Annotated in this window: 11 protein-coding genes; 2 read left to right on the top strand and 9 right to left on the bottom strand. The window is 70.4% G+C overall.

Annotation, left to right across the window (positions count from 1 at the left end; all coding sequences use genetic code 11):
* Position 1: 1 nt before the first annotated feature.
* Genes galK through galT form a run of 3 tightly spaced genes read right to left on the bottom strand, consistent with a single transcriptional unit; the run spans position 2 to position 3,170 of the window.
* On the bottom strand, positions 2-1,150 hold the full coding sequence (galK, locus tag MQP27_RS15515; RefSeq protein WP_242765690.1) for a galactokinase: 1,149 nt from the start codon (positions 1,148-1,150) through the stop codon (positions 2-4).
* Positions 1,150-2,112, bottom strand: a complete 963-nt coding sequence (gene galE / locus MQP27_RS15510) for a UDP-glucose 4-epimerase GalE (protein ID WP_242765689.1) — start codon at positions 2,110-2,112, stop codon at positions 1,150-1,152. The genes galK and galE overlap by 1 nt, the downstream gene beginning before the upstream one ends.
* Positions 2,112-3,170, bottom strand: coding sequence for a galactose-1-phosphate uridylyltransferase (gene galT / locus MQP27_RS15505; protein WP_242765688.1), 1,059 nt, complete (start codon positions 3,168-3,170; stop codon positions 2,112-2,114). Before galT ends, galE begins: the two co-directional genes overlap by 1 nt.
* Before the next feature lie 122 nt (positions 3,171-3,292).
* Between galT and MQP27_RS15500 the strand changes: the two genes are divergently transcribed.
* Both MQP27_RS15500 and MQP27_RS15495 read left to right on the top strand, forming a co-directional pair.
* Entirely contained in the window at positions 3,293-4,972 is a 1,680-nt protein-coding gene (locus MQP27_RS15500) for a sodium:solute symporter family protein (RefSeq protein ID WP_242765687.1), read from the top strand.
* A 29-nt stretch (positions 4,973-5,001) separates the two neighbouring features.
* A complete protein-coding gene (locus tag MQP27_RS15495; RefSeq protein ID WP_242765685.1) occupies positions 5,002-5,307 on the top strand; it encodes a hypothetical protein in 306 nt (101 codons plus the stop codon).
* 8 nt (positions 5,308-5,315) lie between these two features.
* Here the strand turns inward: MQP27_RS15495 and MQP27_RS15490 are convergent, their stop codons facing one another.
* The 6 genes from MQP27_RS15490 to MQP27_RS15465 form a co-directional block, all read right to left on the bottom strand.
* Entirely contained in the window at positions 5,316-5,999 is a 684-nt protein-coding gene (locus MQP27_RS15490; RefSeq protein WP_242765684.1) for a helix-turn-helix transcriptional regulator, read from the bottom strand.
* Between the two features lie 277 nt (positions 6,000-6,276).
* Positions 6,277-8,124: an outer membrane protein assembly factor BamB family protein gene (locus tag MQP27_RS15485; protein WP_242765683.1), complete on the bottom strand. Its 1,848-nt coding sequence runs from the start codon at positions 8,122-8,124 to the stop codon at positions 6,277-6,279.
* A 40-nt stretch (positions 8,125-8,164) separates the two neighbouring features.
* Positions 8,165-9,910 carry a PQQ-binding-like beta-propeller repeat protein gene (locus MQP27_RS15480; RefSeq protein ID WP_242765681.1) on the bottom strand — a complete coding sequence of 582 codons (1,746 nt, stop codon included), beginning with the start codon at positions 9,908-9,910 and terminating at the stop codon, positions 8,165-8,167.
* A gap of 149 nt (positions 9,911-10,059) precedes the next feature.
* Positions 10,060-11,871, bottom strand: a complete 1,812-nt coding sequence (locus MQP27_RS15475) for an ABC-F family ATP-binding cassette domain-containing protein (RefSeq protein ID WP_242765680.1) — start codon at positions 11,869-11,871, stop codon at positions 10,060-10,062.
* Positions 11,872-11,968: 97 nt separating this feature from the next.
* On the bottom strand, positions 11,969-13,063 hold the full coding sequence (locus MQP27_RS15470; protein WP_242765679.1) for a peptidoglycan recognition protein family protein: 1,095 nt from the start codon (positions 13,061-13,063) through the stop codon (positions 11,969-11,971).
* Positions 13,064-13,240: 177 nt separating this feature from the next.
* Positions 13,241-15,232 (bottom strand): sensor histidine kinase, encoded by a 1,992-nt coding sequence (locus MQP27_RS15465; RefSeq protein WP_242765677.1) that lies wholly within the window; start codon positions 15,230-15,232, stop codon positions 13,241-13,243.
* Positions 15,233-15,266 lie beyond the last annotated feature (34 nt).

Raw genomic sequence — 15,266 nt, 5'->3', positions numbered from 1 at the left:
CTCAGCTCAAACGCCGAGCCCCAGCCGCAGGCACCGCCTCGAACACCCTGGGCGCCGTGTAACCGCCGGCGGCGAACGCCTCCTCGACCGCCTTCGTGATGGTGTCCACGTCGGCCGCCTCCGCGAGGACGATCGCCGAGCCGCCGAAGCCGCCGCCGGTCATCCGGGCGCCGAGCGCGCCGGAGGCGAGGGCGGTGTCGACGACCAGGTCCAGCTCCGGGCAGGAGATGCGGAAGTCGTCGCGGAGGGAGGCGTGGCCGGCGACCAGGACCGGGCCGATCGCGCGCGTCTCGCCCGACTCCAGCAGGGCGACCGTCTTCTCCACCCGCTCGTCCTCGGTGACGACGTGCCGGACCAGCCGGACCGCCTCCTCGTCGTCCCCGAGCCGGGCCAGGGCGTCGTCGAGACCGTCGTAGGGGACGTCCCGCAGCGCGTCGACGCCCAGCAGCGCGGCGCCCCGCTCGCAGCCCGCCCGGCGCTTGCCGTACTCGCCGTCGCTGTGGGCGTGCTTGACGCGGGTGTCGACCACCAGCAGGCGCATGCCCTCGGCGGCCAGGTCGAAGGGGATCTGCTTCTGGGAGAGGTCCCGCGTGTCGAGGAAGAGGGCGTGGCCCTCCTCGCAGCACGCGGAGGCCGTCTGGTCCATGATCCCGGTCGGCGCGCCCACGTAGACGTTCTCGGCGCGCTGGCACAGCCGGGCCAGCTGCCAGCGCGGCAGGCCCAGTTCGTACAGGTCGTTCAGGGCGAGCGCGATGACGACCTCCAGGGCCGCCGAGGACGACAGGCCCGCGCCCGACGGGACCGTCGAGGCGAGGTGCACGTCGGCGCCGGTCACCGGGTGACCGGCCTCGCGCAGCGCCCAGACCACGCCCGCGGGGTACGCCGTCCAGTTCCGGTCGGACTCCGGGGCCAGGTCGTCCAGGCGCAGCTCCACGACCCCGCCCTCGACGTCCGCCGAGTGCAGGCGCAGCACGCCGTCGGCGCGCCGGGAGACGGCCGCGACGGCGGTGTGCGGCAGCGCGAAGGGCATCACGAAGCCGTCGTTGTAGTCGGTGTGCTCACCGATGAGGTTGACGCGGCCCGGCGCCGACCAGACGCCCTCGGGCTCGGTCCCGTAGAGCTCCACGAAACCGCGCTGCACCTGCTCCACTACTGCTCCCTTGCGATCTTCTGCGCGAACTCCCAGGCGTCCGCGACGATTCCCGCGAGGTCCGCGCGGGACGGGTTCCAGCCGAGCTTCTCGCGGGCGGCCCGCGCCGAGGCCACCAGGACCGCCGGGTCGCCGCCGCGGCGCGGGGCCACGACCTCCGGGATCGGGTGGCCGGTGACCTCGCGGACCGTCTCGATGACCTGGCGCACCGAGAAGCCCTCGCCGTTGCCGAGGTTGCAGATCAGGTGCTCGCCGGGCGTGGCGTGCCGGACGGCGAGCAGGTGGGCCTCGGCGAGGTCCGCGACGTGGATGTAGTCGCGGATGCAGGTGCCGTCCGGCGTCGGGTAGTCGTCGCCGTAGACGGAGATCGCCTCGCGCCTGCCCTGGGCGACCTGGAGGACCAGCGGGATCAGGTGGGACTCGGGGTCGTGCCGCTCGCCGTGGGCGCCGTACGCGCCGGCCACGTTGAAGTAGCGCAGGGAGACCGCGCCCAGGCCGTGGGCGGCCGCCTCGCCGGTGATCATGTGGTCGACGGCGAGCTTGGTGGCGCCGTACGGGTTGGTGGGGGCCGTCTCGGCGGTCTCGACGATCGGGACCTCCTTCGGCTCGCCGTACGTGGCCGCCGTGGAGGAGAAGACCAGCTTGCGGACGCCGGCCTCGCGCATCGCGCCGAGCAGGGCCATGGTGCCGCCGACGTTGTTGTCCCAGTACTTCTCGGGCTTGACGACGGACTCACCGACCTGGGACGAGGCGGCGAAGTGCAGCACCGCCTCGAAGGAGGAGTCCAGCCACTTGGCGGCGTCCCGGATGTCGCCCTCGACGAACGTCGCGCCGGAGGGGACGCCCTCGCGGAAGCCGGTGGAGAGGTTGTCGAGGACGACGACCTCGTGGCCGGCCTCCAGCAGGTGCTGGGCCACGACACTGCCGACGTAACCCGCGCCACCCGTCACCAGGTACTTCATCAACTCGCTACCTCTCGCAGTCGCTCGGCCGCGGCCTCCGGCCGGATGTCGTTGATGAACACGCTCATGCCGGACTCGGAACCCGCGAGGAACTTCAGCTTGCCGGAGGTCCGTCGGATGGTGAAAAGCTCCAGATGGAGCGCGAAGTCGTCGCGGTTGACGCCGTCGAACTCCTCCAGCGCGCCGAACGGGGCCTGGTGCCAGGCCGCGATGTACGGCGTCTTGGGCTCACCGTCGCCGAAGATCCGGTCGAAGCGCCTCAAGAGTTCCAGATAGACCTGGGGGAACTCTGTGCGCGCCTCCTCGTCGAGCCCGAGCAGATCCGGCACCCGGCGCTTCGGGTACAGGTGGACCTCGTACGGCCAGTGCGCGGCGTACGGCACGAAGGCGACCCAGTGTTCACCCTCCAGGACGACCCGCTCACCGGCGAGTTCGCTCTCGAGAACGGCGTCGAAGAGGTTCTCACCTCCCGTGGCCTCCTTATGAGTTGCGAGTGAACGCAGCATCAGGGCGGTGCGCGGGGTGGTGAACGGGTAGGCGTAGATCTGGCCGTGCGGGTGGCCGAGCGTCACGCCGATCTCCTCGCCGCGGTTCTCGAAGCAGAACACCTGCTCCACGGAGGGGAGATGCGACAGCTCCGAAGTGCGGTCCGTCCACGCCTCCAGGACCAGCGCGGCCTGCTCCTCGGTGAGGTCGGCGAAGGAGGCGTTGTGGTCGGAGGTGAAGCAGACCACCTCGCAGCGGCCGGAGTCGCCGGCCAGGGAGGGGAAACGGTTCTCGAAGACCACGACGTCGTACGACGAGTCCGGGATCTCGCTGAGCCGGTCGCCCTCGGAGGGGCACAGCGGACACTCGTCGGCCGGCGGGTGGTAGGTGCGGCCCTGGCGGTGCGAGGCGATCGCCACCGAGTCGCCGAGCAGCGGGTCGCGGCGGATCTCGGAGGTCGTGACGGTCCGCTCCAGCGGACGCCGGTCCACCGCGTCCCGCACGTTGTCGTCGCGCAGGTCGTAGTAGATGAGCTCGCGACCGTCGGCCAGCCGGGTCGAGGTCTTCTTCACTGCGACTCCCTATTCGAGCCACTCAATCATCAAACAGAACCGAACACATCGAAACACAACGCACCACCAGCGTCAACGTCGCAATCAAACAAAGGACACCAGCTGACGTGTTGAATAACCAGGTGCATATCCCCCCATACCTGGCAGCCGAGCTCCGCCTCCCCACGAACGGGCTCGACTACACGATCCTCGGCATCTACTTCGCGGTCGTCCTGGGCATCGGCTTCGCCGCCCGCAGATCCGTGAAGACCAGCCTCGACTTCTTCCTCTCCGGGCGCTCGCTGCCCGCCTGGATCACCGGTCTGGCGTTCATCTCCGCCAACCTGGCCGCCACCGAGATCCTCGGCATGGCCGCCAACAGCGCGCAGTACGGCGCGTACACCGTGCACTGGTACTGGATCGGCGCCATCCCGGCCATGGTCTTCCTCGGCCTGGTGATGATGCCCTTCTACTACGGCAGCAAGGTGCGCTCGGTGCCCGAGATGCTGCTGCTGCGCTTCGACAAGTGGGCACACCTGCTGAGTTCGATCCTGTTCGCCTTCGCTGCGGTTCTGATCGCCGGTGTGAACCTGTACGCCCTGGCCATCGTGGTCGAGGCGCTGCTGGGCTGGCCGCAGTGGGTGGCGATCCTGGTCGCCGGTGCCTTCGTGCTGGCGTACATCACCCTCGGCGGTCTGTCCTCGGCGATCTACAACGAGGTGCTCCAGTTCTTCGTGATCCTGGCCGCCCTCATCCCGATCGTCGTGCTGGGCCTGAAGAAGGTGGGCGGCTGGGGCGGTCTGACCGACAAGCTCACCGCGACCCACGGCGCGAACTTCACCACCGCCTGGGGCGGCACCGGCATCGGCAGCGCCAACCCGCTGGGCGCGAACTGGCTGACCATCGTGCTGGGCCTCGGCTTCGTGCTGTCCTTCGGCTACTGGACGACGAACTTCGCCGAGGTGCAGCGCGCGCTGTCCGCGAAGAACCTCTCCGCCGGGCAGCGGACGCCGCTGATCGCCGCGTACCCGAAGATCTTCATCGTCTTCCTGGTGATGATCCCGGGGCTGGTCGCCGCCGCGCTGGTGCCGAAGATCGGCACGTCCGGGTCCGACCTTCAGTACAACGACGCGATCCCCTACCTGATGGAACAGCTGCTGCCGAACGGCGTGCTGGGCATCGCGGTGACCGGGCTGCTCGCGGCCTTCATGGCCGGCATGGCGGCCAACGTGTCGTCCTTCAACACGGTGTTCACCAACGACATCTGGGGCCGGTACGTGGTGAGGGGGCGGGAGGACGAGTACTACGTCCGCTTCGGGCGCCTGATCACGGTGATCGGCGTCGCGGCGTCGGTCGGCACGGCGTTCCTGGCGTCGACCTTCTCGAACATCATGAGCTACCTGCAGACGCTGTTCTCCTTCTTCAACGTGCCGATGTTCGTGGTCTTCATCGTCGGCATGTTCTGGAAGCGGGCGTCCGCGAAGTCCGGCTTCTGGGGGCTGCTCGCCGGCACGGTCACGGCGATGGTCAACTACTTCGTCCTCTACAAGAAGGACGTCATCAGCATCCCCTCCGACCAGGGCGCCAACTTCGTCTCCGCGATCGCCGGGTTCGTGGCCGGTGCGGTTGTGATGGTGATCGTCTCCCTCTTCACCAAGCCGAAGCCGGCGGAGGAGTTGCAGGGCCTGGTGTACGGCACCCGGTCACCCGGCATGGAGGAGCCGCCCGGCGAGGGCGACGACGCGTGGTACCGCAGGCCGGCGCTGCTGGGCTGGGGGGCGATCGTCATCGCGGCCGCCTGCTACATCCCGTTCTCGTTCTGACCGCACACTGAGAGAGAGGTGACGAGACCATGTCCGACTACTCCGAGCGCGATGTCCAGCGTGAGGTCAGCGAACTCCAGCAGAAGTCCGCGACGGCCGCGCGGATCTTCGACCTGCGGCGCATCATCGGCGGGCTGTTCGTGCTGTACGGGCTGATCGTCGGGATCACGGGGCTGGTGGACGACCAGGCCGCGATCGACAAGGCACAGGGCGTGAACATCAATCTGTGGACCGGCCTGGGGATGCTGCTGCTGGGTGTCTTCTTCCTGGTGTGGCTGAGGCTTCGGCCCACTCCGCCTCCGCCGCCTCCGGTGGAGGAGGAGAAGGCGGAGTAGCGCTTCGGTTACTCCGGGGCGGAGTTCACAGGGCCCGCTCGGTCCAGCAAGCCCGTGCGTGCTGCCAGTGCCGCCGCCTCGAGACGTGAACCCACTCCCAGCTTCATCAGGACCCTCTGGACGTGGGTGCGGGCCGTGCTGGGGGCGATGCCCATGCCTGCCGCTATCAGGCGGGTGTCCTCGCCGTCCGCGACTCTGACCAGGACCTCCACCTCCCTCGGGGTGAGCATCTGGAGCAGGCGCTGGCCCTCGTCGTCGGGCTGGGCGGCGGGGTTGAGGAGTTCGCTGAAGGCGCCCTGGAGGAGCTGGGGGGCGACCGCCGCCTCCCCCGCCCGTGCCTTCATGATCGCCCGCTCGACCCCCTCGATGCGCTCGTCATGGCGTACGTAGCCGGAGGCGCCCGCGGCGAAGGCCGCCGCGATGCCGCGTGGGCTCGGCACCGGGCCGAGCACCAGGACCGCGACCTGCGGACGCTCCCGTTTGATCTTCACCACCGGGTCGAAGATGCCCGGCTCGGCCGGTGTCGCCGTACCCAGCAGGCACACCTCCGGCGCACGGGTGATCACCAGCTCCGCCGCGCCCGCGGCCGGCGCCGCCGCGGCGAGCACCCGGTGCCCGCGCAGCTTCAACGCCGAGGCCAGCGCCTCGGCGAGCAGTCGGTGGTCGTCGACCACCATGAGCCGCACTCCCATCGAGCAACCCCCCAGTCCCCCCAATGGATCCCCACGGATGCCCCACTATGGATGCCCACTGGTCCGCGCGGACAGGAGCCCCCTCCCGCTCCCCCGCTCTTCATGCCCCCGGAAGCTACACGCTTGTTCGACGTTGCGCTCCCCCTACCGGTGAGAAGTGCCCCGGATCGGCGGAATATCTTGCATATCTTGGTTTCCTCGCATTCGAGTTTGATGGGTGGTACGCGCACGGCCCCGTCCCTGAGCAGGGACGGGGCCGCGGACGGCGCACAGTGGTTCAGTCGCCGGTACCGAACGCCAGTGCCAGGTACTTCTTCCCGTAGGTGGAGCCCTTGTCGGCGAACTCCCCCGCCATGTACAGATGGCCCTGCGAGTAGAGGATCTCCGAGTAGTCCGGCGACATCGTGGTCTCCGCCTCGCGCGCGGTGCCCGAGGCCGGGTTCTCCAGCAGCTTGGTCTCCTTGAAGGAACCGCCGTCGATGCTGACGATCTGGCCGCCCTTGTCGTACGGCGGCCGCTTGTACGCGATCACGTTGCCGGCGTCCATGCGCAGCGGGGTGATCGTGTAGCCGTCGCCGGCGTCGGCGCGCTGGCCGGTCTGCTTGCCGGTGGCGAGGTCGAAGGCGACGATCTCGTTGGTCCGGCTGTACGACTTGGAGCCGTCGTGCTCCTCGGTCGGCACGTACAGGCGGCCGTTGCCGACCGCGACGCCCGTGCAGTACTCGATCCTGGAGATCGCGTCGCAGCGGGCCGCGTACTGCTTGCCGGGCGCCGAGATACGGGTGATCAGCTTGCCGGTCTTGTTGTCGACGGAGTAGAAGTCCGAGATCTCGCTGCCGTCGCCCGCGCTGTCGCCCGCGTCGGCGGCGACGACCAGCGGGTCGGTCGAGACGACGGCCGCGTACTCGATGCCCTGGGTCATCTTGTACTCCGAGATCACCTCGCCGGACTCCGGGTCGATGGTCTGGATGTGCAGCACGCGCTCGCCGTACTCGCCGCACTTGAGGACGGCGACCAGCTTCTCGCCGCCCGCGTAACCGGCGTCGTAGCAGTTGTCGCTGGGCTTCGGCGCCCACAGCTGCTTGCCGCTGGTCAGGTCGAAGGCGACGCCGCCGCTGGTGCCGCCGGCGGCGACCGTGTTCGCGCTGACGGTGACGTTGCCGTAGGTGAGCAGGCGGCCGTCGGAGTCGACCGACTTGGTCCACAGCTTCTTCCCGGCGTCCAGGTCGATCGCGGCGACCTGGCTGCAGCCCTCGGACCTGCCCTTCGGGGGCATCTTCGGCTGGAAGACGACCGCTGCCTTCCCGTCGTCGGTGGTGTGCTCACTGACCGTGCAGACCGGGCCGGGCAGCTTGATCGTCCACAGCTTGGTGCCCTTGTCGGGGTCGTACGCGTTGATCTCGGCGACACCGCTCTTGATGTACGCCTTGTCGGTGAGCCAGGAGCCGTCGACCACGGTGGTGTCGGTGACCTTGGGCACGGGCAGCGTGAACGCCAGTCGGGCGTTGGTGTCGGCGGGCACCTTCTCCTGGCCCTTGCCGTCGACGCCGCCGCTGCCGCCGGTGTCGTCCGTGCCGCCGGTACCGCCGCTGGAGCTCGCGGTCTCGTCCTTCTTGTTCCCGTCGCCGTCACCGGACTTGGCGTACCAGATGCCGCCGACGACCAGCGCGACGGCGACGACCGAGGCGAGGGCGACGATCAGCGGTGTGCTGACCTTGCGCCCGCCGCCGGGCTGCCCCGGCTGCGGGTACGGCGGCGTCACGGCACCCGGCGGGTAGCCGTAACCGGGCTGCTGGGCATAGGGGTTGGGCGGTTGGCCGTAGGGCGGGGCCGGGGGCGGCACGGGCTGCCCGTACGCGCCCGGCTGCCCGTACGGCTGCTGCGGGGCCTGCGGAGGCCCCTGGGGAGCCTGCGGCGGCTGGGCCGGCTGGGGTGCCTGCGGGTAGCCGTAACCCGGCTGTGCGGGCGGCTGGGGGGCGCCGTAGCCCGGCTGGGGGGCGGGGGGCTGCGGCGGGCCCTGGGGTGCGCCGAAAGCGCCGGGCTGCTGCGGCTGCCCACCCTGCGGCGGGCCGAAACCCCCTTGCTGCGGAGGCTGGTTGGGTGGTGGGGGTGGGGGCTGGGTCATGGTGTGGGTACCTCTTGAGCGGGCGGCGGGTGGGGAGGGGCTACTTGCCGTAGGCGAGGATCAGCTTCGCCTTGGAGTCGTCGCTGCCGCTCAGCCGGGTGGAGGAGATGAAGAAGCGTCCGTCGACCCAGTCGAAGGCCTTGGAGTAGAAGCCGCTCTCCAGGCTCGCGGTGGACTGCGGGTTCCGCAGCAGCGTCACGGGCTTGTGCGTCGAGCCGCCGGTCGCGATGGAGACGACCTGGCCGCCCGCGTCGTACGACGGCTCGACATAGGCGACGAGCTTGCCGCCCTCGACCCTCATCGGCAGCATCGACTCGTCCGCCGGGGACTTGACGCGCCACTTCTCCTTGCCGTCGGCCAGGTTGACCGCGACGATCTCGTTCGGCCCGGTGGTGGCCTTCGTCGGCAGGTAGAGGGTCGTGGAGTCGGCGGCCACGCCCTCGCAGCCCTGGAGGTCGCGCGAGAGGATCGCCCAGCCGCACAGCGGCGCGAAGTCCTCGTCGAAGGAGACCTGCGAGCGGAACTTCCCGGTGCCGGTGAAGGTGGAGATGTTCCAGGCCTTCTTGTCCTCGTTCGTGCTGTAGACGACGAGCGGGTCGACGGAGTAGGTCCGCGCGACCGACCAGCCCTTGTCGAACTTCTGCGTCCATTTGGTCTTGCCGGTCGTGGGGTCGAGCTCCTGGATCTCGTCGTGCGCGCTCGCCTCGCCGGCCTTGCAGGTCGCGACGGAGATCAGCCTGCCGCCGCCCGCGAACGCGGTCGGGAAGCAGGCGTCGCCGTACTTCGTCTTCTCGAACAGCTTCTTGCCGCTGTCGACGTCGTACGCCACGCCGGACTGCGCGCGGCCCGCCATGACCGTCTTCCCGGTGATGGACAGCGAGAGCGTGACGGTGCTGTCGAACAGCGCGCCCTCGGGGAGCGTGCCGCTCCAGCCCTTCGCGCCGGTGTTCAGGTCCAGCTGCTGGAGCATGTTGCAGCGGGCGCGGCTGCTGGTGCCGCTCTCGTACGCCACCACGACCTTGTCGTCGGCCGACTTCTGCGGGGTGACCGCGCAGATCTTCTGCGGGAAGGCGATCGGACCCCAGGCCGTCTCGCCGTCGCCCACGCCGTAGGCGAAGACCTGCTTGTACGCCGCCTTCACCGCCGTCCTGTCGGTGATCCACATACCGGGCGCGTCCGCGCCGGAACCGGGCGCGTCCGGCGGCGGCTTGTACCAGAGAACCTTGGCCTCGCCGCTCTGGCGGCCGTCGTTGTAGCCGTCCGGGTCGGAACCGCCGCCGCTCCCCGAGCCGGTGGGATCGGGCGAGGCCGAGTCCTTGGCGTCGTCGCTCTGCCCGGCGACCGGCTTCTTGTCGTCGTCTCCCCCGCCGCTCAGGGCGAAGACGGTGCCGCCGATGACGGCCAGCGCGGCGACCACCGCGGCGACGATCAGGACCGGCTTCCGTTTGGAACCGCCGCTGCCGGGCGGCGGGGTGCCGGGCGCCCCGGGGTACTGGGGCTGCGGCGGGTAGGCGTAACCGGGCTGGGCACCGTAGGGCCCCGGCTGCTGCGGCTGCCCGTACGGGCCGGGCTGCTGGGCGTAGGGGCCGGGCTGCTGGCCGTACGGACCTGGTGGCTGTTGGCCGTACGGGCCCGGTTGGTGACCGTATTGGCCGGGCTGCTGGCCGGGTTGGCCAGGCTGCGGGGCGTATGGGGGCGGTGGCGGGGCGCCGAAGGCGCCCTGGGGTGGCTGGTCCGGTGGTGGTCCGAAGCCGCCCTGCGGCGGTTGGTTGGGCGGCTGGGTCATCAGCGCGTTCCCCCGTTCAGTCACTGATTTCTAGCCATCAGACGGACCTTTGTATCACCTGTCACTGACAACGCAGGGGGCCGGTTCATCCCCTGTTCCCAAGGGACGACCGGCCCGTGATGCCCTCGTTACGCGCGCTCGCGCGTCCTTCACGCGTCTTCGGCAAGCTCCAGCCAGCGCAGCTCCAGCTCGTCCCGCTGACCTGCCAAGTCCCGCAGCTCGGCGTCCAGTTCGGCCACCTTCGCGAAGTCCGTGGCGTTCTCGGCGATCTGCGCGTGCAGCTTGGTCTCCCGCTCGGAGACCTTGTCCAACTGCCGCTCGATCTTCTGGAGTTCCTTCTTGGCGGCGCGCTGGTCGGCGGCGCTCTTCTGCGAGGTGTCGGCGGCGGCCTTGTCCGCGACGGGCGCCGAGGCCGCCACCGCCTCCTCCATGCGCTTGCGCCGCTCCAGGTACTCGTCGATCCCGCGCGGCAGCATCCGCAGCGTGGCGTCGCCCAGGAGCGCGAACACCCGGTCGGTGGTGCGCTCGACGAAGAACCGGTCGTGGGAGATGACGATCATCGAGCCGGGCCAGCCGTCGAGGAGGTCCTCCAGCTGGGTCAGGGTCTCGATGTCGAGGTCGTTGGTGGGCTCGTCGAGGAAGAGGACATTGGGCTCGTCCATGAGGAGGCGCAACAGCTGGAGGCGGCGGCGCTCACCACCCGACAGATCCCCGACCGGCGTCCACTGCTTCTCCTTGTTGAAGCCGAACGTCTCGCACAGCTGCCCGGCGGTCATCTCGCGCCCCTTGCCGAGGTCGACGCGCTCGCGCACCTGCTGGACGGCTTCCAGCACGCGCGTGTGGGGGTTCAGCTCGGCGACCTCCTGGGATAGGTAGGCGAGCTTGACGGTCTTGCCGACGTTGACCCGGCCGCCGACGGGCTGTGTCTCGCCCTCGGTCCGCGCCGCCTCGGCCATGGCCCGCAGCAGGGAGGTCTTGCCCGCGCCGTTCACACCGACCAGGCCGATGCGGTCGCCGGGGCCGAGCTGCCAGGTGACGTGCTTGAGCAGCACCTTGGGGCCGGCCTGGACGGTGACGTCCTCCAGGTCGAAGACCGTCTTGCCGAGCCGCGAGGACGCGAACTTCATCAGCTCGCTGCTGTCCCGGGGCGGCGGTACGTCCTTGATGAGCTCGTTGGCGGCCTCGACCCGGAAGCGCGGCTTCGAGGTGCGCGCGGGTGCGCCGCGCCGCAGCCAGGCCAGCTCCTTGCGGACGAGGTTCTGCCGCTTGGCCTCCTCGGTCGCGGCGATGCGCTCGCGCTCGGCACGCGCGAAGACGTAGTCGGAGTAGCCGCCCTCGTACTCGTAGACGGCGCCCTTCTGCACGTCCCACATGCGCGTGCACACCTGGTCGAGGAACCAGCGGTCGTGCGTCACGCAGACGAGCGCGGAGCGGCGCTCGCGCAGATGCCCGGCCAGCCAGGCGATGCCCTCGACGTCGAGGTGGTTCGTCGGCTCGTCGAGGACGATCAGGTCCTGTTCCTCGATGAGCAGCTTGGCGAGCGCGATACGGCGCCGCTCGCCGCCGGACAGGGGCGCGATGACGGTGTCGAGGCCCTGCGGGAAGCCGGGCAGGTCGAGCCCGCCGAACAGTCCCGTGAGCACGTCGCGGATCTTGGCGTTGCCCGCCCACTCGTGGTCGGCCATGTCCCGGATGACCTCGTGCCGGACGGTCGCCGCGGGGTCGAGGGAGTCGTGCTGGGTGAGCACGCCGAGCCGCAGTCCGCCGGAGTGGGTGACCCGTCCGGTGTCGGTCTCCTCCTGCTTGGCCAGCATCCGGATGAGGGTGGTCTTGCCGTCGCCGTTACGGCCCACGACGCCGATGCGATCGCCCTCGGAGACGCCGAGCGAGACACCGTCCAGCAGCGCACGGGTGCCGTACACCTTGCTGACGTTCTCGACATTGACCAGGTTGACGGCCATTTCTCTCCTGCCCAGGGGGATCGATCAGCCTCCCAGCGTAATGCTCGCCGGTCGGTGACCGATCCCGTGCAGGTCAGGCCTGTGGACAACTTGCCGGTCAGCGGGATGCGGCCGCTCGGACCTCGGTCAGGAGGTCGTACATCGTCTGGCCGGGGCAGTCGGTCTGGAGCCAGTCGCGGTGGCCGCTGACCGTGGTGACGTCCTTGGTGACGCCGTTGACGGGGTTGGTGTAGGTGATCCTCGCCTGCGGGTCGAGGCCCTTGAAGCGGGCGACGACCTTGATGAGGCGGGTGAGTGAGGCCTTGGCCGCGTCGGTGGGGGGCTGGTCGACGAGGGTGCCGATCAGGGCGATGCCGAGGTTGCCGGAGTTGAAGCCGGCGGTGTGGAAGGCGGTGACCAGGTTGCCGTCGGGGTCGAAGGCGGGGATGCCGTCGTCGCCGGAGTAGCGGCCCTCGTAGACGTTGCCGGCCTCGTCGATCAGGAAGTGGTAGCCGATGTCGCCCCAGTCCAGGGTGACCGCGTGGTACTCGTAGATCGCACGGACGGTCGCCGCCGGGTCCGGGTCGTCGTTGGGCGTGTCCGTGTGGTGGACGGTGATCGACTGGAGCGCGTAGTACTTCTCCGGCGAGTTGACCTGGCCGTCCTTGTACCGCTTCGACTCGTCGGCGCCCCAGGCCGGCCGGGAGAGATAACGCACGCCACGCACGCGCGTGGGCTCGCTCGGCACCTTGAAGGTGCGGTCCGGGCCGCCGGTGGTGTCGATCGCCAGCGAGCGCACGTCCGTCGCCCCGTCGGGCGCCTTCAGTTCGTACGCCGTCGCGGATCCGGCCGCGACCAGTGCCGTACCGCCGCCGTCGACGCTCGCGCAGCCGCCGCCCAGCGACTGCCAGGAGGTGTCGGACGGGAAGCGGATCCCGGCGCCGTCGGCCGCGCCGCTCCAGCGGACGCCGACGTAGGAGGCCGCGAAGGAGGTGGTGGCCGTGCCGGCGCCGGTCGCGGCGTCGGTGCGGGTGGCGGGGAACCGCTCCGGCTTCGTGCCGGCGTCGGCGGAGTCCGACGCGCCCGAGTCGGTGGCCGCGAAGACCGCCGGGGTCACGGCGGCCGCGCCGGCGACGGCCGCGGCGGCACCGATCACGCCGCGACGGGACAGAGACCGCTTCCTGCGATGGGTGGGGGTGGGGGGTTCGGACACGGGTCGATCCTTCGGCAGTGCAGAGGACGTGGCAGAGGACACGCGCGCGACTGGGCGGAGGGTATCCGCGACAGCAGGCGCTTGAAGTATCAACGGACCCTATCCGCCCCACCCGCCCCGTCCGTACTGCCGTCGTGGTACATCCGTGTGGAGATCGGGCGAAGATCGACTACGCCGTCACGCCCCGGCCGCGCCGTACCGCTGCTGCGGGATCAGCGCGGCCGCGGGCGCCAAGCCCCGTCCGCCGACGGCCTGTTCGCCCACCGGCATGTCATCGCGCGTGAGGTTCTCCGGGATCAGCACCGCCGCGGTGACACCGCCGTTCGGGGACGGCCGCAGCTCGACGCGGAGGCCCTGCCGCTCGCGCAGCCGGTTGACCACGAACAGGCCGATCTGCTTGGCGTCCAGGAGGTCGACCTTGTCGGACTGGATCTTGCGGTTGGCCTCGGCGAGCGCCTCCTCGTTCATGCCGAAACCGCTGTCCTCCACCTCGATGAGCACGCCGTCCCGCATCCGGGCCGCCCGCAGCTGCACCTTGGTGCTCGGTGGGGAGAACGCGGCCGCGTTCTCGACCAGTTCGGCGAGGAGATGGATCACGTCGGCGACCGATCCGCCGACCACCGACACCTTCGGCACCGCCCAGATCTGCACGCGCGGCGCGTTCTCGATCTCGGCGACGGCGGCCCGCAGCACGTCGGCGAGGGGGATCGGGTCGCGCCAGCCGCGGCCCGGCGCGATGCCGGACAGGATGAGCAGGCTCTCGGAGTGGCGGCGCATCCGGGTCGCCAGGTAGTCGACGCGGTACAGGTCGTGCAGCTCGGCCGGGTCCTGCCGGCGCTGCTGCATGCCCTCCAGGAGGTCCAACTGCCGGTGCAGCAGCACCTGGCTGCGGCGCGCGAGGCTGACGTACACCCCGGAGATCCCGCTGAGCAGCTCCGCGCGCTCGGAGGCGGCCTTGAGCGCGGCCCGCTGGACAGCGGTCAACGCCGTGCCCACCTGGGCGAGTTCGTCGCCGACCAGCCGGCGCATGGGCGCTTCGGCGTCGATGTCGACGCCCTGTCCGGCGTGCAGCTTGCGCATGGCCTGCGGGAGCCGGCGTCCGGCGACCTCCAGGGCGTCGTTGCGCAGGTCGAGCAGCTCGACGATGAGCCCGCGCCCGACGAGCACGGAGACGAGCAGCGACAGCAGCACACCGACCAGCCCGAGCACCACGGCGACACCGGACGCGCCCAGCGTGTCCCAGCCGAAAGGATTCGCCTTGGCCGTGGCACCCGTACCGGCCTGGGTCTCGGCCACCGTCAGCCCGTCGAGGACCTCGGAGGCCGCCTTGTCCCAGCCCGTCAGGAAACCGGCGGAGACGGCCGACGCCCCCGGCCCGGCACTGCGCACCCGGTTCTCCACGGCCTGCACGCGCGCGTACTCCGTCCCGTCCAGGACCTCCCGGTACGTGGCCCGGTGCGCGGACTTGAGATCGGCGACCGCCGGCTCCAGCAGCTCGCGCTGGGTCGCGACGGCGCCCACGAACTGCGCGTACTGCGCCTGTGACAAGGTTCCGCGCGCCTGCGCGCCCCCTATGAGCGCCTGCTCCTGTGCGAGCGCCTCGCGCGCCCGCGCGAGCTCCAGCACCACGCGCGCCTCGGAGGCCGCGTCGGTCCCGCGGTCCCCGGTGAGCGCTCCGGTGACGAGGAAGGCGTGCTCGATGACCGCCGAGTAGTCCGTGTACGCCGTGGCGGGCGCCGCGTTCTTCCCCGTCACCTCGGCCCGCAGCTGCGCCAGCCCCTCGGCTCCGGCCTTCAGACTGGCGATACGTTTCGGCAGGCTCCCGTTGAGGAGAGCGGCATCGGAACTGGTGGAGTTGATGCCGTCGAGGAGCGCGGCGGCGGCCTTGTCGGTGGCCTTCCGAGCCGTCGCGAAGGCGCCCGGCGCGGCGGCCTGCCGCAGGGCGGTGGTCCGCTCGGCCTGCAGCGCGGTGACGAAGTCGCCGACGGGGGTGAGGAGTTCGGAGTTGACGTCCTTGGCCCGCTCGGTGTCACCGATGCTGGACGCGGTGGTCACGGCGGCGAATCCCCACAGTGCCATGAGGGACACGATGGGCAGCATGAGCAGGGACACGATCTTGGCTCGGACCGACCTGGGCCGCAGCCGACCGGACGCGCGTAGAACACGCATGGGGAACCTCATTATCGGGGCGAGGGAAAGCGCC

Origin of the sequence: Streptomyces cylindrosporus (genome assembly GCF_022698165.1) — a bacterium.
In the GTDB taxonomy this organism is placed as follows: domain Bacteria; phylum Actinomycetota; class Actinomycetes; order Streptomycetales; family Streptomycetaceae; genus Streptomyces; species Streptomyces cylindrosporus.
Note: the sequence above shows the minus strand (reverse complement) of the source record. Positions and strands in the feature narration are given on the sequence as shown.

Coding starts and splice junctions, on each gene's coding strand:
- MQP27_RS15480 (WP_242765681.1), bottom strand. CDS start 9,910: ATGACCCAGCCGCCCAACCAACCGCCGCAGGGCGGCTTCGGACCACCA.
- MQP27_RS15465 (WP_242765677.1), bottom strand. CDS start 15,232: ATGCGTGTTCTACGCGCGTCCGGTCGGCTGCGGCCCAGGTCGGTCCGA.
- MQP27_RS15490 (WP_242765684.1), bottom strand. CDS start 5,999: ATGGGAGTGCGGCTCATGGTGGTCGACGACCACCGACTGCTCGCCGAG.
- MQP27_RS15475 (WP_242765680.1), bottom strand. CDS start 11,871: ATGGCCGTCAACCTGGTCAATGTCGAGAACGTCAGCAAGGTGTACGGC.
- galE (WP_242765689.1), bottom strand. CDS start 2,112: ATGAAGTACCTGGTGACGGGTGGCGCGGGTTACGTCGGCAGTGTCGTG.
- MQP27_RS15495 (WP_242765685.1), top strand. CDS start 5,002: ATGTCCGACTACTCCGAGCGCGATGTCCAGCGTGAGGTCAGCGAACTC.
- MQP27_RS15485 (WP_242765683.1), bottom strand. CDS start 8,124: ATGACCCAGCCCCCACCCCCACCACCCAACCAGCCTCCGCAGCAAGGG.